Source organism: Streptococcus alactolyticus, from assembly GCF_012277075.1.
Taxonomy (GTDB): Bacteria; Bacillota; Bacilli; order Lactobacillales; family Streptococcaceae; genus Streptococcus; species Streptococcus alactolyticus.
The window spans coordinates 48,002-71,241 of sequence record NZ_JAAXMT010000005.1; the positions used below are offsets into that span (position 1 = coordinate 48,002).

Below are 23,240 nucleotides of genomic sequence, written 5' to 3' on the forward strand. Positions count from 1 at the left end.
CTGACTGATGCAACAGTCAGTCACATATTTAAAGTCAATCAGAGAGTTGACAAATAGGAGAAAACAATGCCAAAACGTACAGATATTAAAAAAATTATGGTGATTGGGTCTGGTCCGATTATTATCGGTCAGGCAGCAGAGTTTGACTATGCGGGAACGCAAGCCTGCTTGGCCCTCAAAGAAGAAGGTTATAGCGTTGTTCTTGTAAACTCAAACCCTGCCACAATCATGACGGATAAAGAAATTGCAGATAAGGTTTATATCGAACCCATTACAACAGAATTTGTGACACGCATTATCCGTAAAGAGCGTCCAGATGCCCTACTACCAACTTTGGGAGGGCAAACAGGTCTTAACATGGCAATGGAATTGTCAAAAGCTGGTATCCTTGATGAATTAGGTGTTGAATTGTTGGGGACTAAATTATCAGCAATCGACCAAGCCGAAGACCGTGACCTCTTCAAACAATTGATGGAAGACCTTAATCAGCCAATTCCAGAATCTGAAATTGTTAACACGGTGGAAGAAGCGGTTGATTTTGCAAATACGATTGGCTATCCTGTCATTGTTCGTCCAGCCTTCACCCTTGGTGGTACTGGTGGTGGTATGTGTGACAATGAAGACGAATTGCGTGAAATCGCTGAAAATGGTTTGAAATTGTCACCAGTAACCCAATGTTTGATTGAACGTTCTATCGCTGGTTTCAAAGAAATTGAATACGAAGTAATGCGTGATGCGGCAGACAACGCTCTTGTGGTTTGTAACATGGAAAACTTTGACCCAGTGGGTATTCACACGGGAGATTCAATCGTTTTTGCGCCAACACAAACCCTTTCAGATATTGAAAACCAAATGTTGCGTGACGCTAGCTTGAGCATCATTCGTGCCCTTAAAATCGAAGGAGGATGTAACGTTCAGTTGGCCCTTGACCCAAATAGCTTCAAGTACTATGTTATCGAAGTTAACCCACGTGTGTCACGTTCATCTGCCCTTGCCTCAAAAGCAACAGGTTACCCAATTGCGAAATTAGCAGCGAAAATCGCGGTTGGTTTGACACTTGATGAAATGGTCAATCCAGTTACTGGTACGACTTATGCCATGTTTGAACCAGCTCTTGACTATGTGGTTGCAAAAATCCCACGTTTCCCATTTGATAAATTTGAACATGGTGAACGTCGCTTAGGAACTCAGATGAAAGCGACTGGTGAGGTTATGGCAATCGGTCGTAACATTGAAGAGTCACTTTTGAAAGCTTGTCGTTCGCTTGAAATCGGTGTTTACCACAATGAAATGCCTGATTTGGCAAATGTAACTGATGATGCTTTGGTTGATAAAATTGTTCGTGCCCAAGATGACCGTCTTTTCTATCTTTCTGAAGCTATCCGCCGTGGCTACACCATCGAAGAATTATCTAAATTAACCAAAATTGACCTTTTCTTCTTGGATAAATTGCTTCACATTTTTGAAATTGAGCAAGCCTTGGCTACTAACGTTGGGGATATTGCATTGTTGAAAGAAGCCAAACGCAATGGTTTTGCAGACCGTAAAATTGCAGAGCTTTGGAACATGACAGCAGACGAGGTTCGCACACTTCGTACAGAAAACAAGATTATCCCAGTTTACAAAATGGTGGATACATGTGCAGCTGAATTTGAATCAGAAACACCTTATTTCTATTCAACTTACGAGTGGGAAAATGAATCTATCAAATCAGGTAAGGAATCAATCTTGGTTCTTGGTTCAGGTCCTATCCGTATTGGTCAAGGGGTTGAGTTTGACTATGCGACGGTTCACTCAGTGAAAGCTATTCAAGCAGCTGGTTACGAAGCGATTATCATGAACTCAAATCCAGAAACCGTATCAACGGACTTCTCGATTTCAGATAAACTTTACTTTGAACCATTGACCTTTGAAGACGTGATGAACGTCATCGAATTGGAACAACCTAAAGGGGTTATCGTGCAATTTGGTGGTCAAACAGCTATTAATTTGGCAGAACCATTGTCTAAAGCTGGTGTGAAAATCCTTGGAACACAGGTAGAAGACCTTGACCGTGCCGAAGACCGTGACCTCTTTGAACAAGCGTTGAAAGCCTTGAATATCCCACAACCACCAGGACAAACAGCAACAAACGAAGAAGAAGCGGTTGAAGCAGCCCGCAATATTGGTTTCCCAGTGCTTGTTCGTCCTTCATATGTCTTGGGTGGACGTGCCATGGAAATCGTTGAAAATGAAAACGATCTTCGTTCTTACATGAGAACTGCCGTTAAAGCCAGTCCAGACCATCCAGTCTTGGTTGACTCTTACATTATTGGTCGTGAGTGCGAAGTTGATGCCATTTCTGACGGCAAAGACGTTTTGATTCCAGGTATCATGGAACACATCGAACGTGCGGGTGTTCACTCAGGTGACTCAATGGCTGTTTACCCACCACAAACCCTTTCAAAAGAAATCCAAGAAACGATTGCGGATTATACAAAACGCTTGGCAATTGGTTTGAACTGTATCGGAATGATGAACATCCAATTTGTTATCAAAGATGAAACGGTATATGTTATCGAGGTAAATCCTCGTGCCAGCCGTACCGTGCCATTCCTTTCTAAAGTAACAAATATCCCAATGGCGCAAGTAGCTACCCAATTGATTCTTGGTAAATCATTAGCTGACCTTGGTTACAAAGATGGGCTTTATCCTGAGTCTGACTTTGTACACGTCAAAGCACCAGTCTTCTCATTCACCAAACTAGCCAAGGTAGATAGCCTTCTTGGTCCTGAAATGAAATCAACTGGTGAGGTTATGGGTTCAGACCAAACCCTTGAAAAAGCTCTTTACAAAGCCTTTGAAGCGTCTTACTTCCACTTGCCAGCCTTTGGTAACGTTGTCTTTACGGTATCTGATGATAGCAAAGAAGAAGCTCTTAGTTTGGCGAAACGCTTTGCCAACGTTGGTTACAGCATCTTTGCAACACAAGGAACAGCGGACTTCTTTGCCAAACACGGTTTAGATGCAACAGTGGTTAATAAACTCGGTGAAGATGATGATAACGATATTCCTGCTCTTGTTCGTACAGGAAAAGTTCAAGCTATTATCAATACCGTTGGTACTAAGAGAAGTTGTGACGAAGATGGTGCTGCTATCCGTAGCTCTGCCATTGAACACGGTGTGCCACTCTTTACCGCTTTGGATACCGCAGATGCTATGATTCGTGTACTTGAAAGCCTCAGCTTCACAACTCAAGCCATCTAAAGTTAATAAAACTATATCGAAAGAGGAGATTCTCAAAATCTTCTCTTTTTCTACCTTTTGTCAAGCATATCAACGATTTCTAGAAGAAATCATTATCAGAAGCTACTTAATTCAACCAGTAGAGAAGTTATTTCTTTGACTTAACAGAGAAAAAGTGCACAACTAAATAACACCTTAGCTAGCTACATTTTTGAAAAGGTGTTACAATAATATGGCATAAACAATTTTAGCGATTTTGGGTTGAAGTGTAATCGTAAAGTTTGTTATGCGTTATGAGGTAATACATTGTCCGAATAAGGCGATGTATAGAGGCAATCGTATGTGGCTTCGTTGAAGTTGTTTGCGATTGTCTTTTTCGTTTCTCATAGAAGTCTGCAATATGGCAAGGATTAGTATGGCTAGCCGCAGCGATGTTGTGAATACACTTAAACAGAATCTTTCTAGCGTAGGGATTACCACGCTTGGTAATGTGTTCCTTAACGAGGAAGTTTCCAGACTCATAGTGCCGTAAGTCGATACCGATAAAAGCATTGATTTGATTGGCAGACTGAAAACGGCGGATATCTCCAAGTTCACCAATCATGCTTGTCGCAGTTGTCTCAGCGATGCCAGGAATAGAAAGCAGAATCTCATACTCTGGTAAAGGCTGAGCTAATTCCACCATTTGCTCAAGAACAGCTTGTCTTTGTTCAGAAAGTCTGAGTAGTTCTTTGGCATAGTAACGAACTTCTTCAAGTATTGGAGAGTTTTTCTTGACGGTACAATAAGACTGATTGGCTAGTGCTGCAAGCTTTTGTGCTAAGTAAGCCACGCGTTTGTTGGAAATGCGTTTTGAAGTAGATTGCCGAATACCTTCTAAGGGCTCATCTTTACTTAACTCAAGCACGAAGTCCTTGTAAGGAAACGTCATGACCAAGTTCCAGTATTGCTCCCTAGTTGGCGTTGATAAGATATTTTCCATCTCAGGAAAGGTAACTTGTAAGACCTTGTGCAATCGATTCTTAGTGCGGACAATATCCTCCGTTAAGTTCTGATAGAATCTACTTAAATCGCGCAGTTCTTGATAGACTTCTTCTTGGATATAAGTTGGCTTACGATTCAGTACAAATTGAGATATCGCTAATGTTTCGGCATCGATTTTATCCGTTTTACGGACACGCAAACTGTCTAATTGCTTTTTAGCTTCCAAAGGATTTAGCTGTGTATAAGCGTATCCATTTTCTTCAAGAAATGCTTGAAGACGACGCGAATAGACACCTGTTGCTTCAAAAATGATCTCGGGCTTTTGAACGGTTTTTAAATCATCTAATAGGCGAGTAAAACCGATAGTGTCATTTGGCATGGTGTATCCATGAATTTTCTCGCCATTGATGACAATAGCCACCTCTGAACTTGCCTTACTGACATCAATTCCAAATACTGTACGCATCATATTACCTCTTTGTCTTGAATGATTCCTTGTTTTAGTGATTTCATTTTCAATACTCGACATCTTGTGTCCTACATACTTTGATAACATTCTTCCTAAAACAGGTGTCTTGCCAGTTTTTGATACGACGTCTAGCGTCACAAGAGAACTCGACTTAACAAGACACCACTACTTTAACATAAAAGAAAAAGTAGAGAGTACTTTCTCCCGTCGAAGATTTTCTCACTACTAATCTTAGTATGTTTTTGACGTTCAAAAGCAAATCTTACAAAAGTGTAAGATAGGTCAGATGTTTTTTAGCTATAATAGAATTGACAGATAGTTTTAACGTTTTAGCCTTGACACCCATTCTTATAAAACGTATAATTGTCTTATAAAAATAATACAAACCTATTGTGGAATAAAGGAGAATTATGTCTAGAAGAAGTAAAACGACGATGTCGAAAAGAAACAAGGTGATTATTGGGGCAGCCATTGGTTTGTTTGCAGTCGCTGGAGCTGGTCTTCTATGGTGGCAACAGGGCAAAGACAGCAAAGAAGCAGAGGAAATGACTTACAAGACCAGTATGGTCACAGAAGGCTCTATTTCCTCATCAACCCTCTTAACAGGTACTGTTAAAGCCCTTCAGGAACAATATGTTTATTACGACAGCACCAAAGGGACAGAAGCTAGGCCAACCGTTTCAGTAGGTGACCAGATTACAACAGGGCAACAATTAGTGCAGTATGACACCACAACGGCGCAGGCTGCCTATGATGCCGCTGTTCGTAACCTTAACAAAATTGGCCGTCAAATTAATTACCTAAAAACATACGGTAATTTGCCAACCACGACAGCATCAACGGATGAAGAAACTGGTGAGCAAACGACTGTTACGCAAGCACCATCTGCTCAAGCAAATGCACAGTACAACCAACAACTGCAAGATTTAAATGATTCTTACGCCGATGCTCAAGGCGAAGTTAACAAAGCTCAACAAGCCTTGAACGAAACAGTTGTCGTGAGCGATGTTTCAGGAACGGTGGTAGAAGTCAACAGCGATATTGACCCATCTTCAAAAAACAGTCAAACCTTGGTTCATGTGGCGACAGAAGGTCAGTTGCAAATTCAAGGAACTTTGACAGAATACGATTTGGCAAACATCAAAACAGGTCAAACCGTTAAGATTAAATCAAAAGTTTACCCAGACCAAGAATGGACTGGTACCATTTCTTACGTGTCGAATTATCCAAACCAAACTAGCGATACAGCCAGCGCAGCAAGTGCTTCGTCTGACTCAACAGCCAGTTCAACTTATGACTATAAAGTTGATATCAACGGTGATATTTCAAACTTGAAACAAGGCTTTACCGTATCTGTTGAAGTGGTCAATGACACTAAAAACAAACTGGTTCCAGTGAAGGCAGTGATTGCTGAAGGTGAGAAAAACTACGTTTGGGTTTATGACAAAGACACGCAAAAAGTCAGCAAAGTTGAAGTCACTCTTGGTAGTGCCGATGCGAAAGAGCAAGAAATTTTGAGTGGCTTAGAAGTTGGTCAAACGGTTATTGCTAATCCTAACGATCGCCTAAAAGACGGTGAAACAGTTGATGATGTGGTTGCTGACAACGCGACTGTTTCATATGAATCAGGGGAGAGTGAGTAGTGACAGAAGAAAGAAAAGTTTTAATTGATCTTAAAAATATTGTCAAATCCTATAAGAACGGTGATCAAGAATTGCAGGTGCTAAAAGGTGTTGACCTAAAGGTCTATGATGGGGAATTTTTAGCCATCATGGGCCCTTCAGGGTCTGGTAAATCAACACTGATGAATATCATCGGATTGCTTGATAGACCAACATCAGGTGACTATGCCCTAAATGGCAAGCAGGTTGAAGAATTGAAAGAAAAGGAATTGGCCAAGGTTCGAAATGAAGAAATCGGCTTTGTTTTCCAACAATTCTTCTTACTTTCTAAATTAAATGCTTTGCAAAATGTGGAATTGCCACTGATTTATTCAGGTGTGGGGGCTGGGAAACGCCGCCAATTAGCCAAGCAATTTTTGGAAAAAGTCGAACTGGGTAATCGAATGCAACATTTGCCATCGGAATTATCAGGTGGACAAAAGCAGCGTGTGGCAATTGCCAGAGCCTTGGTTAACAATCCGTCTATCATTTTGGCGGACGAACCAACAGGAGCCTTGGATACGAAAACCAGTGAGCAAATCATGCAACTGTTGACAGAGTTAAATCAAGAAGGTAAAACCATTGTCATGGTAACACATGAGCCTGAGGTCGCTGATTTTGCAACGCGTAAAATCATTATCAGAGATGGTGAGATTACCAAAGATACGACTGACAGCGTCAGAATTGATTAGGGGGAAAAGATATGGAAAATTGGAAATTCGCCCTAAGTTCAATCATGGGGCACAAAATGCGCTCGTTCTTGACCATGCTGGGAATTATTATCGGTGTGGCATCTGTTGTGGTGATCATGGCTTTGGGACAAGGCTTGACCAAGCAGATTACCGATATGTTTTCAGCTGATACGCGAGATGTTCAGATTTATTATGTGACAAAAGATTCTGATAGTGATAGCTTTTTTGATGATACGGAATCGACTTCGCAAGATAAGGGGCCTAAGATTCAAGAAGAATGGCTCCAAAAGATTGCTGCGGATGTGCCTGGTGTTCAAAATTATTATGTGACTAATTCGACCACTTCAACGGTTTCTTATGTCAATAAAAAAGCGAAAAACGTTAATATTACAGGGGTTAATCGCACCTATTTTGACGTTAAAAAGTACAAAATTGTAGCAGGACGTAGTTTCCGTGCCGATGATTATTCGCATTTTTCACGCATTATCATGCTAGACACCAAATTAGCGGTTAAATTATTTGGCAGCAACGACAATGCTTTAAACAAACAAGTATCTGTTGGTTCTAAATCCTACTTGGTTGTTGGGGTGTATAAGGACCCTAATGCAGGTTCAGCTCTTTATGGTATGGCTTCTGGTGGAAATGCCATTATGACCAATACCCAACTGGCAGCAGAATTCCATATGAATGAGATTGAAGGGGCTTTTGTCCATGTCAATGATGCCAAGGAATCTACTGAGGTAGGTAAGCAAGCTGCTAAAATGATGACCCAATTGTCAGGTGTCAAGGTGGGGCATTTCACCATCTATGACATGTCCAAACAAATTGACCAAATTAATTCGGCTTATGGCATGATGACGACGGTTATCGGTGCCATTGCAGGTATCTCCCTCTTAGTTGGTGGTATCGGTGTCATGAATATCATGCTGGTATCCGTGACAGAACGCACACGCGAAATCGGCTTGCGTAAAGCTTTGGGTGCTACACGCCGAAAAATCTTGACCCAATTCTTGATTGAATCAATGGTCTTGACATTATTGGGTGGTTTGATTGGTTTGGGATTAGCGGTTGTTTTGACCAATATTCTGGGCAATAGTATCGCTGAAATCAAGCCATACATTTCGATCAATGTGGCTATCGGTAGCTTGATTTTCTCTGCTTTGATTGGTATGGTCTTTGGTATCCTACCAGCCAATAAAGCAAGTAAATTAGACCCGATTGAAGCTCTTCGTTACGAATGATATAAGCTTAGAAAAGGGACTCCAAACACTATTGGAGCCCTTTTTCAATATTTTTAAACTCTGTCAAGTTTTTTTCTTGACACCCCTAGGTTTTATGTTATAATAAGTAAAGTGAGTTAGTGGCAAGGCTATTAACTTAGACAAAAAATATAGAAAAGAGACTTAATACTAATGGCAGTAAAAATCCGTTTAACTCGTATGGGTTCTAAGAAAAAACCTTTCTACCGTATCAACGTAGCTGATTCACGTGCTCCACGTGATGGTCGTTTCATCGAAACAGTTGGTACTTACAACCCACTTGTAGAAGAAAACCAAGTAACTTTGAAAGAAGATCGTGTTCTTGAATGGTTGTCAAAAGGTGCTCAACCTTCAGATACAGTTCGTAACATCCTTTCACGTGAAGGCGTTATGAAAAAATTCCACGAATCAAAATTTTCAAAATAATAGAGTAAGCTAAAGCCTATGGATACCATTGAAAATCTAATTATCGCTATTGTGAAACCCTTGATTTCACAACCAGATAATCTTATTATCAAAATTAAGGATACACCTGAGTTTTTAGAATACCATCTTGATTTGGATGCTCAAGACATTGGTCGTGTGATTGGTAAAAAAGGTCGTACCATTACAGCGATAAGATCGATTGTCTATTCGGTACCAACTCAAGGTAAAAAAGTAAGACTCGTTATTGATGAGAAAGAGTAGTTGTTTCTGCTCTTTTTCTAATTTTTTTTGAAAAAATATTCAAAAAGGTATTGACACCTTAGCTAAACTAGGGTAAAATAGTTTTTGTTGTTTTGGGGTATAGCCAAGCGGTAAGGCAAGGGACTTTGACTCCCTCATGCGTTGGTTCGAATCCAGCTACCCCAGTGAGTTCATTGGTGGTAACATCATTGATTTTGGTCCGTTGGTCAAGGGGTTAAGACACCGCCTTTTCACGGCGGTAACACGGGTTCGAATCCCGTACGGACTATCTTGACCAGTTGCGGTGGCAGCTGGTTTTTTATTGCCATCATAGTAAAATGATAAAGATTAAGTTAAGTGGAGTAAGCATGAATTATTTTAACGTTGGAAAGATTGTCAATACCCAAGGGTTACAAGGTGAAATGCGTGTCTTGTCAGTGACCGATTTTACAGAAGAGCGTTTTAAAAAAGGCTCAAAATTAGCAATTTTTGATGACAAGGACCAATTTCTTCTTGAGGTGGAAATTGCCAGCCATCGCAAGCAAAAGAATTTTGATATCGTGAAATTCAAAGGAATGTACCATATTAACGATATCGAAAAATACAAAGGTTGCACCTTGAAAGTTGCTGAGGAAAATTTGTCTGATTTGGATGAGGGCGAATTTTACTACCATGAAATCATCGGACTAGACGTTTATGAAAACGATGTTTTAATTGGTCAGGTGAAAGAAATCTTGCAACCTGGTGCCAATGATGTGTGGGTCGTAAAACGCCAAGGCAAACGTGACTTGTTGCTGCCTTACATTCCGCCAGTTGTGCTTAACGTTGATATAGCGGGTAATCGTGTGGATGTGGATGTCTTAGAAGGACTTGACGATGAAGATTGATATTTTAACCCTTTTCCCAGAAATGTTTGCCCCGCTGGAGCATTCGATTGTTGGGAAAGCGACGGAAAAAGGCTTGTTGGAAATCAACTACCATAATTTCCGTGAAAATGCAGAAAAAGCTCGTCATGTGGACGACGAACCTTATGGTGGTGGTCAGGGAATGCTTTTACGCGCACAGCCTATTTTTGATACTATTGATAAGATTGATGCCAAGAAGCCGCGCGTGATTCTCTTAGACCCAGCAGGTCGGACGTTTGACCAAAGCTACGCCGAAGAATTAGCTCAGGAAGATGAATTGATTTTCATTTGTGGGCACTACGAGGGCTATGACGAACGTATTAAGACCTTGGTGACAGATGAAATTTCCTTGGGGGATTTTGTCTTGACTGGTGGAGAGTTGGTAGCGATGACGATTGTGGATGCAACGGTTCGCCTAATTCCAAATGTTCTTGGAAAAGAAGCGAGTCACCAAGATGATTCGTTCTCATCTGGTTTGCTCGAGTTCCCACAATACACGCGTCCTTATGACTTCAGAGGTATGAAAGTTCCTGATGTTTTGATGAGTGGGCACCACGAAAATATTCGCAAATGGCGAATTGAACAAAGTCTTCGTAAGACTTTAGAGCGTCGACCGGATTTGTTGGAAGATTATGCTTTTACAAAAGAAGAAGAGGCTATTTTCCGCAAGATTCTCAAAGAGAGAGACGTGCAAGAATAGAATATGTGATATAATAGAGGACATGCAGGCTGTATGTCTCTTTATTTTTGGGGAGGTTTTATGCGAACGAAGGAAGTCCTTGTTCTGTCTTATCAGGAAAGTTGGAAAGATGATTTTAAGAAGATTGCCAAAGAGCTTAAAGCTGCTCTAGGTGACTTAATTCTTAAAATAGAACATGTGGGAAGTACTTCTGTTCAAGGGCTTTCGGCAAAGCCAATTATTGACATCGATTTGGTGATTGCTATAGACACAGACTTGTCTGAGGTGATTCAAGAATTAGCAGTGATTGGTTATGTTCATGAGGGAAATTTAGGGATCGAAGGTAGAGAAGCTTTTGCTTATTCAGGCAAAGAGCATCTTCAAGTTCATCATATTTATGTTTGTCCTGAAAATTCGCCTGAACTGAAGCGTCATCTTGCTTTTCGTGATTATTTACGTAGTCATCCTGAGGCTGTTTTGGCTTATGGCGAGGTAAAAGAAAAAGCAGCGAAGCTATTCCCTAAAGATATTGATAAATACATTGCCTATAAATCGTCGATTATCGAAGAAATATACAAGGAGTTGGAGAGATTAATGTCAGAAAATCGTGAAATATATGATATCACTATTGTCGGTGGGGGTCCTGTGGGACTTTTTGCAGCCTTTTACGCAGGTTTACGTGGGGTTTCTGTAAAAATCATTGAAAGTTTATCGGAGCTTGGTGGACAGCCTGCCATTCTTTATCCAGAAAAAATGATTTACGATGTGCCTGGTTTTCCTGAAATTCCAGCTGCAGATTTGGTGGAAAATCTCATCAAACAATTGCAACGTTTTGAAGATAGAACAGCCATTTGTTTGAAAGAGGAAGTGAAGGCTTTTGAAAAAGAAGGGGATATTTTCACTATCGAAACTAGCAAAGGGCAACATTTTTCACGTGCTATCGTTATCGCTTGTGGTAATGGTGCTTTTGCACCGCGCATGCTTGGGCTAGAAGGTGAAGATTTCTACGCGGACAATAATTTATTCTACAACGTGCACAAACTTGACCAATTTGCTGGCAAAGATGTGGTGATTTGTGGTGGCGGTGATTCTGCTGTGGACTGGGCTAATCATTTAGATGGTTTGGCAAATAGTGTGACTATCGTTCACCGTCGTGAGGCTTTCCGTGCCCACCAGCATAGTGTTGAATTACTGGAACAATCAAACGCCATCATTTTGACGCCTTATGTGCCACTGAATTTGGAAGGTGATGGTACTTTTGCTAATCGTTTGACTGTTCAAAAGGTAAAATCAGATGAAACCATTGATTTGCCATTAGATGCTTTGATTGTCAGCTTTGGTTTTTCAACGTCTAATAAAAACCTCAAAAATTGGAACGTGGACTATAAACGCTCTAGCATCAACGTTTCACCTTTGTTTGAAACCAGCCAGCCAGGGGTTTATGCTATTGGTGATGCGGCGAATTATGAGGGCAAAGTTTCTCTCATCGCGACAGGTTTTGGTGAAGCACCAGTAGCAATCAACCAAGCTATTCAATATATTTACCCTGACCGTGACAACCGCGTTGTTCACTCAACATCTTTAATTGATTAAAACCAATCAGACCTAGGTAAACTTGCCTAGGTCTTTTTTTGATAAAAAATGATAGAATTTGATTGAAATCGCTTGACATCTTTTTATAAAAGAGTATAATATAAAATGTAAACGATTTCATGGAGGTGATTAAGATTCTTAAGTCTAAACGAAAACAGTTGATTATGGCAAAACTTTCCAAGGATCAGTTTGTTAATATCGAAGACTTAGTGACCCTCTTAGACACCTCAGAATCCACTGTTCGTCGTGATTTAGATGAATTGGAAAGCGAGCATAAGTTGCACCGTGTTCATGGTGGGGCAGAGTTGCCTCGTTCTCTCAAAGAAGAATTTACCATTCAGCAAAAATCTATCAAAAACGTTCAATACAAGGAGTGTGTGGCTCAAAAAGCGGCTTCTTTTATTTCGGATAATGATGTGATTTTTGTGGATGCGGGGACGACAAATGAATTGTTGCTTAATTATATTACACAAACAAATGTAACCGTTGTCACAAATTCCATTCATCATGCCGCGAAGTTGGTCGATAAAGATATCAAGACGATCATTATTGGGGGTCATGTCAAACAGACGACAGACGCTAGTATTGGCACGATAGCTTACCAGCAAATCAAGCAATTGAACTTTGACAAAGCCTTTTTGGGAATCAATGGGATTGACGAGCAATTTTTGACTACTCCAGATTTGGAGGAGGCTGTGATTAAAAAAACAGTGATTGAAAATGCTCGAAAGACCTTTATTGTGACAGATTCTTCCAAAATCGGTCATGTGTCTTTTGCAAAAGTAGCTGCTATCGACAATCTTGGAATTATCACCAATCAATCCAACAGTACACTTATGAAAAAAATAAAAGAGAAGGCGAAGGTAATTGAAGTATGATTTATACTGTAACACTTAATCCATCCATTGATTTTATTGTCCGTTTGGATACTTTAACCATTGGAGAAGTGAATCGTATGACAAGCGATGACAAGTTTGTTGGCGGTAAAGGGATTAACGTTAGCCGTGTCTTGAAACATCTGGGAATTGACAATACTGCCACAGGTTTTATCGGTGGTTTCACAGGACGTTTTATCACAGATGGCTTAGCTGCTGAAGGCATTGCGACACAATTTGTTGAGGTTGCTGACGATACTCGTATCAATGTCAAAGTCAAGGCTGGCGAAGAAACGGAAATCAACGGTGCCGGCCCACGTATCTCAGATGAGAAATTAGCTGAATTGGAAAGCATTTTGGCAGGTTTAACAAGTGATGATACGGTGGTCTTTGCGGGTTCTGCCCCAAGCAGCCTAGGTAACCAAGTGTACAATACCTTGATTCCAATTGCTAAACAAGTAGGGGCTGAAGTGGTGTGTGACTTTGAAGGGCAAACCTTGCTAGATGCCTTAAATTACCAACCGCTCTTGGTTAAACCTAATAATCATGAATTAGCTGCGATTTTTGATGTCACCTTAAATGGTCTTGCCGATATTGAAAAATACGCTCGTGAATTGTTGGCAAAAGGGGCTAAAAACGTGATTATTTCAATGGCAGGAGATGGAGCTTTGTTGGTCACACCAGAAGCTGCCTACTTTGCCAAACCAATTAAAGGAACAGTTAAAAATTCTGTTGGTGCGGGTGACTCAATGGTTGCAGGATTTACAGGCGAATATGTCAAATCAGGTGACCCAATTGAAGCCCTTAAATGGGGTGTCGCTTGCGGGACAGCAACTACATTTTCAGATGACTTGGCGACAGCCGAATTCATAAAAGAAACTTATCAAAAGGTAGAGGTGGAGAAACTATGAAAATTCAGGACTTGCTCAGAAAAGATGTCATGATCATGGATTTAAAAGCAACCACGAAAGAGGCTGCGATTGATGAAATGATTACCAACCTTGTCAAACACGGTGTTGTAACAGACTTTGATGTGTTTAAACAAGGTATTATGAACCGTGAGGCGCAAACATCAACTGGTTTAGGAGATGGGATTGCCATGCCTCACAGTAAAAATGAAGCGGTTAAAGAAACAACAGTGCTTTTTGCCAAATCAAGCAAAGGTGTGGACTATGAATCATTGGACGGTCAACCAACAGACTTGTTCTTCATGATTGCTGCTCCAGAAGGGGCTAATGACACCCACTTAGCAGCGCTTGCGGAATTGTCAAAATACCTTTTGAAAGATGGATTTGCTGATACCTTACGAAAAGCGACAACGCCTGATGATGTGATTGCTGCCTTTGATGCGGTTGAAAAAGAAAACGAAGCTAAAGCAGCAGATAAAAGCACGCCAGTTAGCAGCGAACGCCCACTGATTGTTGCTGTTACAGCTTGTACAACAGGAATTGCCCACACTTATATGGCAGAAGAAGCCTTGATTAAAAAAGGTGATGAAATGGGTGTAACCGTTCGTGTTGAAACCAACGGTGCCTCAGGTGTTGGTAACCGTTTGACTGGTGATGAAATTGCACGAGCAAAAGGGGTTATCATTGCAGCGGACAAAGCAGTTGAAATGGGTCGTTTCAATGGCAAGCCATTGATTTCACGTCCAGTAGCTGACGGTATTAAAAAATCAGAAGAACTTATTAATGAAATCCTTGACGGCAAAGCAAGCATTTACAACGGTGCTGGTGGTACTGCTGCAGAAGCCGAAGAAGAAAACCTCAGCTTGGGAGCAGCCTTCTACAAACACTTGATGAGTGGTGTATCTCAAATGCTACCATTCGTTATTGGGGGCGGGATTCTCATTGCCATTTCATTCTTGATTGACCAATTTATGGGGGTGCCTAAAGACCAATTAAGTCACCTTGGTAACTACCATGAAATCGCTGCTGTATTTAACCAACTCGGAAATGCAGCCTTTGGCTTCATGATTTCTGTCTTTGCAGCTTACATTGCCTACTCTATCGCTGAAAAACCTGGTTTGGTAGCTGGTTTCACAGCTGGTGCGATGGCAACATCAGGGATTGCTTTTGGTCGTATCTCTTATTACAGTGTCGCTAGTGCAGCAGAATTGTCTAGCAACCAAGTCGCTTCAGGTTTCCTTGGTGCCCTTGTTGGTGGTTTCTTAGCAGGTGGTGTTATTTTAGCCCTTAAGAAGGCGCTAGCATTCTTACCGAAATCACTTGAAGGAATCAAATCTATCCTTCTTTATCCACTTCTTGGTGTGCTTATCACAGGATGCTTGATGCTCTTTGTCAACATCCCAATGGCCGCAATCAACACTGCTCTTTATGGTTTCCTTGATAGCCTATCTGGTAGCTCTGCTATTATCCTTGGACTTATCCTTGGTGGTATGATGGCCATTGATATGGGTGGACCTTTCAACAAAGCTGCTTATGTCTTTGGGACAAGTAGTTTAACAGCCGCAGCCCTTGCTAATGGTGGTTCAGTCGTTATGGCAGCCGTTATGGCAGGTGGTATGGTACCTCCTCTTGCAGTCTTTGTCGCTACACGTTTGTTCCAAAACAAATTTACAGAAGAAGAACGTGACGCAGGTCTAACAAACATTGTTATGGGCTTGTCATTCATCACAGAAGGAGCTATTCCATTTGGTGCAGCTGACCCAGCTCGTGCCATCCCAAGTTTTATGGTTGGTTCAGCAGTAACGGGTGCCCTTGTCGGAGCATTTGACATCAAATTGATGGCACCACACGGCGGAATCTTCGTCTTTGCCTTGACAAGCAACTGGGTTCTATACCTTGTCGCAATCATTATCGGTGCTATTATTTCAGGATTTCTCTTCGGTGCCCTTAGAAAAGCAAAATAAGTCTTTTATGAATCTAACACAGAACTCCTACGGGAGTTCTTTTTGCATCTCGAGATATAGTTTAAAACTATACTAAAGCATAAAAAGATAGAATGGATTAAAGTATTGAAAAAACTGTATTATCCGTTAGAATCTTAACTATCAAAAAAATAGAATGTATAGTTTAAAACTAATACGAAACCAGGAGGTTCTTATGGTAAAGATTTCAAATTTGGGGTATGCACGTCTAGGGGAAAATCGTGAGTGGAAAAAATTGATTGAGTCTTATTGGGCAGGTAAGGTTCGCAAGAAGAGTTGCAGGCACAAGCCAAGGAATTGCGTTTGGCGTTTTTGAAAAAACAGGCTGATGCTGGTCTTGATTTGATTCCAGTGGGAGATTTCTCACTGTATGACCATATCTTGGATTTGTCAGTGCAATTTGGCGTGATTCCAAAGCGTTTCTCTGATGAGGACATCGATTTAGATTTGTATTTTGCGATTGTGCGTGGCAATCAAGACAATGTGGCTTCTTCAATGAAAAAATGGTTTAACACCAATTACCATTACATTGTGCTAGAGTGGTCTGGTGTTCAGCCGCATTTGACAAATACCCGTTTGTTGGACTTGTACTTGGAGGCCAGAGAAGTTATCGGCGACAAGGCAAAACCAGTCATCACAGGGCCAATTACCTATGTGGCCTTGTTATCAGAAGTCAGCGATTTTACCGCTGCTGTGAAAAAATTGTTGCCTTTATACAAACGAGTCTTTACAGAATTGGTGGAAGCAGGAGCGACTTACATCCAAGTGGATGAGCCCATTTTTGTGACTGATGAAGGCGATGACCTCCTAGAAGCAGCTAAATCGGTTTATGCTTATTTTGCCAAGGAAGTGCCTGAGGCTAAACTCATTTTCCAAACTTATTTTGAAGCCTTGATTGATGCTAAGGAGTTATCACACTTGCCAGTAGCTGCATTTGGCCTTGATTTTGTGCATGGTTTGGAGGAAAATCTAGAAGCTGTTGACGCTGGTTATTTTGCTGATAAGGAAGTTTTTGCTGGTGTGGTTGACGGTCGTAACGTCTGGGCGAGTGATTTTGTCAAAACATCAGAATTGCTAGCAAACCTTCAAGCTAAGGTTGGAAACTTTGTGATTCAGCCATCTTGTTCATTGCTTCATGTACCTGTAACCACTAAAAACGAAACAGAGTTAGAACCTGTTCTTAAAAATGGTTTGGCGTTTGCGGATGAAAAATTACAGGAAATTCAGTTATTGAGCCAACATGTGGAGGGTAAACCATTTGAGGCTTATGCCAAGCACGTTGCGGATTTTAATGCCTTGCAAGCTGCAGATTTCCGTAATGTGACCTTGGAAAACTTGGATGATGTGGTGACTGAGCGCGTGGATTACAAGGTTCGTCGTCAGGTGCAGCAAGATAAACTAGATTTGCCGATTTTGCCAACCACAACCATTGGTTCTTTCCCACAATCGCCTGAAGTTCGCCGTACGCGTTTGACTTGGAAACGTGGGGATATTTCAGATGCGGAATACGAAAACTTCATTCAATCTGAAATTGCGCGTTGGATTAAGATTCAAGAGGATTTGGATATTGATGTCTTGGTGCACGGTGAATTTGAGCGCGTGGACATGGTGGAATTCTTCGGCCAAAAATTAGCTGGTTTCACAACAACTGCGTATGGTTGGGTGCAATCTTATGGTTCACGTGCGGTTAAGCCACCAATTATCTATGGTGATGTTAAACACATTCAGCCATTGACGGTCAAGGAAACGGTTTATGCGCAAAGCCTGACAGATCGTCCAGTGAAAGGGATGCTAACTGGCCCAATCACTATTACCAACTGGTCATTTGAACGTTCAGATATTTCGCGTGCGGATTTGTTTAATCAAATTGGTTTGGCTATTAAAGATGAAATTAAGCTGCTTGAGGATGTTGGCATTGCTATTATTCAGGTGGATGAGGCTGCGCTTCGTGAAGGTTTGCCACTTCGTAAGAGCAAGCAACAAGCTTATTTGGACGATGCTGTTCACGCCTTCCACATCGCTACGTCATCAGTGAAAGATGAAACGCAGATTCACACGCATATGTGCTATTCAAAATTTAGTGAAATCATTGATTCTATTCGCGCTTTGGACGCTGATGTGATTTCTATTGAAACGAGTCGTAGCCACGGTGATGTGATTGAATCATTTGAAACAGCGGTCTATCCGCTTGGTATTGGTCTTGGGGTGTACGATATTCATTCGCCACGCGTTCCAACCAAAGAAGAAGTGATTGCCAATATTGAACGCCCATTGCGTCAATTGTCACTTGAACAATTCTGGGTTAACCCTGATTGTGGTTTGAAAACGCACCGTGAACCTGAAACCATTTCCGCTCTTGAGATTTTGGTAGCAGCAACTAAAGAGGTTCGAGCAAAATACGGCAAATAAGAAGGGGGAGGCTATGTCACGATTATTAGAATGTTTAAAAACCGATATTCTAGTAGCGGATGGCGCTATGGGGACACTGCTTTATGCCAATGGTCTTGACAATTGCTACGAAGCCTATAATCTGACACACCCAGACAATATTTCTGCGATTCACCAAGCTTATTTGGAGGCGGGAGCAGATGTGATTCAAACCAATACTTATGCGGCGAAACGCCACCGTCTAAAAGGTTATGGCTATGATGAACAGGTTAAAGCCATCAACCAAGCTGGTGTTGAATTGGCACGAAAAGCAGCGGGCGAGGACGCTTTTGTCCTCGGAACCGTTGGTGCTCTCCGTGCTCTGAAACAATGTGATTTAACGCTTGATGAAATCATTGAAGAAACCCTCGAACAAGTGGGTTACTTGTTAGAAACCAAGCAAATTGATGGTTTATTGTTTGAAACGTATTACGATGAAGAAGAAATCATCGAAGTGCTGAAAGCCGTTCGACCGCTAACAGACCTCCCGATTATCACCAATATCGCTCTTCATGAGGCGGGGATTACGGAAAATGGTCGCCCCTTGGTGGAATTATTGGGGACTTTGGTCATGCTGGGAGCGGATATTGTTGGCTTAAATTGCCACCTTGGTCCCTACCACATGATTAAATCCCTCAAGCAAGTGCCCTTATTTGCCCAGTCCTATTTGTCGGTTTATCCCAATGCCAGCCTGCTATCTTTTGAGGATGATAATGGCAGCGGTCATTATGGTTTTAGTCAGAATGCGGATTATTTTGGTAAAAGTGCAGAGCTTCTTGTGGCAGAAGGGGCACGCCTGATTGGAGGGTGTTGTGGGACAACACCAGACCATATCAGAGCTGTCAAGTGTGCCATTAAAGGTCTAAAACCTGTCGAGAAGAAATTTGTCACGCCTATGGTGGAAGAGGCAGAGCTTATCAAAAGGGTCAAATCATCAGAAACCTTGGTAGATAGGGTCAAACGAGAAGTGACTATTATTGCTGAACTTGACCCTCCCAAAACGCTTGACATCAGCAAGTTCACAGCAGGGGTCAAGGCTTTGGATGCGGCAGGTATTTCGGCCATTACCTTGGCGGATAACTCCCTAGCCAAAACCCGCATTTGCAATGTCAGCTTAGCTTCATTGTTGAAAAATGAAATTGCTACACCTTTTCTGTTGCACCTATCCTGTCGTGACCACAATATGATTGGCTTGCAGTTGCGTTTGTTGGGAATGAATGTGCTAGGATTTGATAATGTGTTAGCCATTACAGGGGACCCGTCTAAAATTGGCGATTTTCCTGGAGCGACTAGCGTTTATGATGCCACCAGTTTTAAATTACTAGAGCTAATTCAGCAATTGAACCATGGGCAAGGTTACAGTGGTGCTAGTGTTAAGAAAGCAACCAATTTCACAGCAGCAGCGGCGTTCAATCCCAATGTCAAAAATTTGTCGCGTTGCGGACGCTTGATTGAGCGAAAAATCGCGTCTGGTGCTGATTATTTCATCACACAACCCATTTTCAATGCCGATATTTTTGAAGAATTGGCTGATTTGACAAAAGACTATGAAACGCCTTTCTTTGTCGGTATCATGCCCATTACCAGCTACAATAATGCGATTTTCTTGCACAATGAGGTTCCAGGTCTTCAATTGTCAGAAGCATTTTTAGCTAAATTAGAAGCGGTGAAAGGCGACAAGGAAACGTGTCAACAACTTGCTTTGGAAGAGAGCAAATGCTTGATTGACCGAGCCTTAGAATACTTTAATGGCATTTACTTGATTACGCCATTTATGCGTTATGATTTGACGGTAGAGTTGGTTGATTACATTCATCAAAAAGTGAAGCAAAAGCAGTTAGTCATATCGTAAAAAGAAAGTCAAAAGGCTTTCTTTTTTTGTCTTTTTTAAAGGAGTTTTGATATACTGGTATCTAGTTTTGAGAAAGGAGGAGAGTCATGGCAAAAAAAGCGAGAAAATACCCAAGCCAAAAGCGCAGAAAAAAACGACGTCGCAAACGTCGCTCATCAAAAATGCCAAAGGGTTTGCTAAAAACGGCCATTGCTTTGGCAGCTCTATTTAGTGTGGTCTTTTTTGGACAGCGGTATTATCAAGAACTGCATAGCATAGCCATTGCGGATACGGCGAACTTAGAAACACCCAGCCAAGACACCCAGACTTTCATTCAAACCATTGGTGAAGATGCTCGCTACATTGCGGCTCAAAATGATTTGTATGCTTCTGTGATGATTGCCCAGACCATTTTAGAGTCTAATAGTGGGCAATCCGCCCTCAGTCAAGCCCCAAATTACAACTTTTTTGGTATCAAGGGCGATTACAATGGCAAGTCCGTTACCATGCAAACTTGGGAAGATGACGGCAATGGCAATGCCTACACCATTGATGCCGACTTTCGCTCTTATGATAATCCCATGGAATCTTTGGAAGATTATGCCCAATTTCTTCAAAAAAATATCTATGCAGGCGTCCAAAAATCCAATACCAATTCTTACCAAGATGCCACGGCAGCTTTAACAGGTGTCTATGCTACCGACACTTCCTATGGGGCCAAGCTCAATCAAATCATCGAAGAATACCACCTCACTGACTACGATACCAATTAGCTTATAACCAAAAAAAGATTGACAAGACGCTAAAAACTTGAGATACTCAAAGAAATCATCGCTCTTGTCAATTTTTTTGAAAAATAAAAATGCCAAGTCTGTGATGAAATGGCAATGAAAGGAATTCAATATTAGCTGTCGTTTGTTGGTGCTAACGCAGGCAACAAAAAGAAGCGAAAAAGCTAGAACGATTAAATCTTAAGTTAGGAATAATCTTATTAGTGTTGGATATCCTATACAAGATAATCGAGTTGCTTAAACGCTTCTAGAAACATGACGGGTGAGGTGAGAAACCTCACTCACTTGTCTTGTTATTTTAAGCTAAAAATGGTAATAATGCAAATGAAATTGAACAACTTAATCAAAGGTTTATTGATTGTAGATATTGTTTTGACAGTGATTCTTATAGTGGCACAACTATTTTAAGAAAAATGAGTTAATAAACACTTAGAAAAAAGGAAACAAAAAAGTAGATTTAGCAATTTTACTGATAAAACTCGAGATTCTAAAAGAGATCATCAGTCTTGTCAAAATCTTCTTAAACAAATAATTTAACGCTAACCGTGGGGAAAGTGCTCCACGACTTGGCTTTGGTTCTAGTATATCAAGTTAGGGATAAAAAAACAATGAAAAGATTTAAAACACTAGTCGTTATTTTGTTAGTCTTGCATGCTATGTTATCAGTTTTGCAAGGTTTTGACGTGTTAAGCACGATTGATTTAATCATCACAATCTTATTGGCCTACTTTGTTATGTCTTATGATTAGAACGCAGAGATGACATGACTAAGCGGTCAACGGCTCGTAGTTTTATTCGTAGTAATGTCACAAAAGAAGATTTGCTTGAATTGCAAGAACTTATCCAAGAAAATCTAAAAAGTTTTAACAGTTTTCCCTTGATTGCGAGGGTATTTTTTATGTGCGAAAAGTCATGTTATAATAAGTGATATGGACTTACGTTTGAAGCATGTAATGGAAAGGGATGGTGTTAGGATGAAGATTAGAAAAGCGACTGAAAATGATATCGATGCTGTGGAAAAGTTATACGATGCCATTCACACGGCTGAAGAAGAAAATAAACAAGACATTGGCTGGGTCAGAGGGATTTATCCTGTTCGTGCTACGGCAGAAGCAGCATTAAAACGAGAGGATTTATTTGTGCTTGAAGAAAATGGCACACTATATGGAACGGCCATCATAAACAAGCTACAAGTGGACATTTATAATCAAGGAAACTGGAAGCATAGGGTTTCTGATGAGCAAGTCTGTGTCCTGCACACCCTAGTTATTTCACCTGCAAGTGCAGGGAAGGGCTATGGCAAAGCCTTTCTTGAGTTTTATGAAAACTATGCGTTGGAGCAAGGTTGCATTGAACTTAGACTCGACACGAATGCCAAAAATGAAGTCGCTCAGGCCATGTATAAAAAGCATGGCTACACAGAAATCGGAATTGTTTCAACGGATTTCAATGGTATTTCGGAAGTTCAGTTAGTGTTGCTAGAAAAATATTTGGGAAACTCATAAGAGTAGAGGAATTTTTGTTTCACCTACCACCCTTTTCTTTTTTGTGTTAGAATAGGTAACAAAGAGGAAAAAGACAATGAAATTATTAAAAGACCGTTTTGATACCTTAAGCGATGCTATTATCGCGATTGTGATGACTATTTTAGTATTGGAAATTTCCATTCCATCCAGCATGAAGGGCTTGCCGCATTTGTTTGAGCAAGTTGCCTTGTTTTTGCTGAGTTTTATTATCATCATTAATTTTTGGTACCGCCGTTTTCAAGCCATGCGAGCAACGGACAAGACGACTTTTCGGACATTTTTGATGGACGTTATTGCCCATGCTATTTTGGCCCTTTTCCCATTAGCCACTAAAATGTTGGTTGAATTTGACGTCCGATGGGTTGGTATTCTCTTTTTTGGGGGCATTAATCTGCTGACTGGCGTTTTGGTCAATTGCATGACCTACGAATTAGCCATGAAGGCCGTGAAAAATTCACCTGATAAGGATGAAGAGGCCATTCAAATGTTCAACGATTGGCTTAATCGTAGAGCAATTGGTAGCCTAGTGGCAGATATTGTTCTGCTGGCTATTTCCCTTTGTTTCAACACAATCGGGGTTTATATTTACATTCTCATGCCACTTTTGAAATTTATCAGTAATTTCAGGCATGGGCGTGCCATGGAAACAGCTTACCAAGAAGGGCAAAGTTTCCAAGAAATCTTGAAACAACGGATGTCAGCTGACAAGAACCATTCGGCAAGCAGTAGCAATTAAAAGAGAGCAAGGCACGGACAAGAAGGTTCGT

18 protein-coding genes, 2 tRNA genes and 2 pseudogenes are annotated in these 23,240 nt (G+C 41.0%); 21 read left to right on the forward strand and 1 reads right to left on the reverse strand.

Annotated features, from left to right (window positions below; translation table 11 throughout):
• Nucleotides 1-66 precede the first annotated feature (66 nt).
• Entirely contained in the window at nucleotides 67-3,246 is a 3,180-nt protein-coding gene (carB, locus tag HFK82_RS02070) for a carbamoyl-phosphate synthase large subunit (protein ID WP_168260620.1), read from the forward strand.
• A gap of 226 nt (nucleotides 3,247-3,472) precedes the next feature.
• On the opposite strand, the gene HFK82_RS02075 is transcribed toward carB, so the two are convergent.
• Complete coding sequence (locus HFK82_RS02075; protein ID WP_336498111.1) at nucleotides 3,473-4,675, reverse strand: IS110 family RNA-guided transposase; 1,203 nt, start codon at nucleotides 4,673-4,675, stop codon at nucleotides 3,473-3,475.
• A gap of 413 nt (nucleotides 4,676-5,088) precedes the next feature.
• On the opposite strand from HFK82_RS02075, the gene HFK82_RS02080 reads away from it, so the two are divergent.
• The 20 genes and pseudogenes from HFK82_RS02080 (at nucleotide 5,089) to HFK82_RS02170 (ending at nucleotide 23,209) form a co-directional block, all read left to right on the forward strand.
• Complete coding sequence (locus HFK82_RS02080; protein ID WP_168260622.1) at nucleotides 5,089-6,321, forward strand: efflux RND transporter periplasmic adaptor subunit; 1,233 nt, start codon at nucleotides 5,089-5,091, stop codon at nucleotides 6,319-6,321.
• Nucleotides 6,321-7,031, forward strand: a complete 711-nt coding sequence (locus HFK82_RS02085; RefSeq protein WP_167829263.1) for an ABC transporter ATP-binding protein — start codon at nucleotides 6,321-6,323, stop codon at nucleotides 7,029-7,031. Before HFK82_RS02080 ends, HFK82_RS02085 begins: the two co-directional genes overlap by 1 nt.
• A gap of 11 nt (nucleotides 7,032-7,042) precedes the next feature.
• On the forward strand, nucleotides 7,043-8,272 hold the full coding sequence (locus tag HFK82_RS02090) for an ABC transporter permease (protein ID WP_168260623.1): 1,230 nt from the start codon (nucleotides 7,043-7,045) through the stop codon (nucleotides 8,270-8,272).
• Between the two features lie 171 nt (nucleotides 8,273-8,443).
• Nucleotides 8,444-8,716, forward strand: a complete 273-nt coding sequence (gene rpsP, locus HFK82_RS02095) for a 30S ribosomal protein S16 (protein WP_003065322.1) — start codon at nucleotides 8,444-8,446, stop codon at nucleotides 8,714-8,716.
• A gap of 18 nt (nucleotides 8,717-8,734) precedes the next feature.
• Nucleotides 8,735-8,977 carry a KH domain-containing protein gene (locus HFK82_RS02100; protein ID WP_154454590.1) on the forward strand — a complete coding sequence of 81 codons (243 nt, stop codon included), beginning with the start codon at nucleotides 8,735-8,737 and terminating at the stop codon, nucleotides 8,975-8,977.
• Between the two features lie 93 nt (nucleotides 8,978-9,070).
• Nucleotides 9,071-9,142, forward strand: a tRNA-Gln gene (locus HFK82_RS02105).
• A gap of 31 nt (nucleotides 9,143-9,173) precedes the next feature.
• A tRNA-Glu gene (locus tag HFK82_RS02110) sits at nucleotides 9,174-9,245 on the forward strand.
• A gap of 79 nt (nucleotides 9,246-9,324) precedes the next feature.
• Nucleotides 9,325-9,843 carry a ribosome maturation factor RimM gene (gene rimM, locus HFK82_RS02115; RefSeq protein ID WP_154454591.1) on the forward strand — a complete coding sequence of 173 codons (519 nt, stop codon included), beginning with the start codon at nucleotides 9,325-9,327 and terminating at the stop codon, nucleotides 9,841-9,843.
• A complete protein-coding gene (gene trmD, locus HFK82_RS02120; protein ID WP_168260624.1) occupies nucleotides 9,833-10,561 on the forward strand; it encodes a tRNA (guanosine(37)-N1)-methyltransferase TrmD in 729 nt (242 codons plus the stop codon). Before rimM ends, trmD begins: the two co-directional genes overlap by 11 nt.
• A gap of 60 nt (nucleotides 10,562-10,621) precedes the next feature.
• A pseudogene (locus HFK82_RS08735) lies at nucleotides 10,622-11,107 on the forward strand (GrpB family protein); the annotation flags it as partial.
• A 27-nt stretch (nucleotides 11,108-11,134) separates the two neighbouring features.
• Complete coding sequence (locus tag HFK82_RS02125) at nucleotides 11,135-12,133, forward strand: NAD(P)/FAD-dependent oxidoreductase (protein WP_206151209.1); 999 nt, start codon at nucleotides 11,135-11,137, stop codon at nucleotides 12,131-12,133.
• Between the two features lie 119 nt (nucleotides 12,134-12,252).
• Nucleotides 12,253-13,011, forward strand: coding sequence for a DeoR/GlpR family DNA-binding transcription regulator (locus HFK82_RS02130; RefSeq protein WP_272869839.1), 759 nt, complete (start codon nucleotides 12,253-12,255; stop codon nucleotides 13,009-13,011).
• Complete coding sequence (gene pfkB, locus HFK82_RS02135; RefSeq protein WP_168260626.1) at nucleotides 13,008-13,919, forward strand: 1-phosphofructokinase; 912 nt, start codon at nucleotides 13,008-13,010, stop codon at nucleotides 13,917-13,919. The genes HFK82_RS02130 and pfkB overlap by 4 nt, the downstream gene beginning before the upstream one ends.
• A complete protein-coding gene (locus HFK82_RS02140) occupies nucleotides 13,916-15,880 on the forward strand; it encodes a PTS fructose transporter subunit IIABC (RefSeq protein WP_168260627.1) in 1,965 nt (654 codons plus the stop codon). Before pfkB ends, HFK82_RS02140 begins: the two co-directional genes overlap by 4 nt.
• A 193-nt stretch (nucleotides 15,881-16,073) precedes the next feature.
• Nucleotides 16,074-18,307: pseudogene (gene metE / locus HFK82_RS02145) on the forward strand (5-methyltetrahydropteroyltriglutamate--homocysteine S-methyltransferase).
• Nucleotides 18,308-18,320: 13 nt separating this feature from the next.
• The gene (locus HFK82_RS02150; protein ID WP_168260628.1) at nucleotides 18,321-20,177 is read left to right on the forward strand and encodes a bifunctional homocysteine S-methyltransferase/methylenetetrahydrofolate reductase; all 1,857 of its coding nucleotides are present in this window, start codon (nucleotides 18,321-18,323) and stop codon (nucleotides 20,175-20,177) included.
• Between the two features lie 86 nt (nucleotides 20,178-20,263).
• Complete coding sequence (locus HFK82_RS02155) at nucleotides 20,264-20,929, forward strand: glucosaminidase domain-containing protein (protein ID WP_168260629.1); 666 nt, start codon at nucleotides 20,264-20,266, stop codon at nucleotides 20,927-20,929.
• Between the two features lie 626 nt (nucleotides 20,930-21,555).
• Nucleotides 21,556-21,696, forward strand: a complete 141-nt coding sequence (locus HFK82_RS02160; RefSeq protein ID WP_168260630.1) for a hypothetical protein — start codon at nucleotides 21,556-21,558, stop codon at nucleotides 21,694-21,696.
• Between the two features lie 225 nt (nucleotides 21,697-21,921).
• Nucleotides 21,922-22,452: a GNAT family N-acetyltransferase gene (locus HFK82_RS02165; protein ID WP_168260631.1), complete on the forward strand. Its 531-nt coding sequence runs from the start codon at nucleotides 21,922-21,924 to the stop codon at nucleotides 22,450-22,452.
• Between the two features lie 76 nt (nucleotides 22,453-22,528).
• Complete coding sequence (locus HFK82_RS02170) at nucleotides 22,529-23,209, forward strand: TMEM175 family protein (RefSeq protein WP_168260632.1); 681 nt, start codon at nucleotides 22,529-22,531, stop codon at nucleotides 23,207-23,209.
• Nucleotides 23,210-23,240 lie beyond the last annotated feature (31 nt).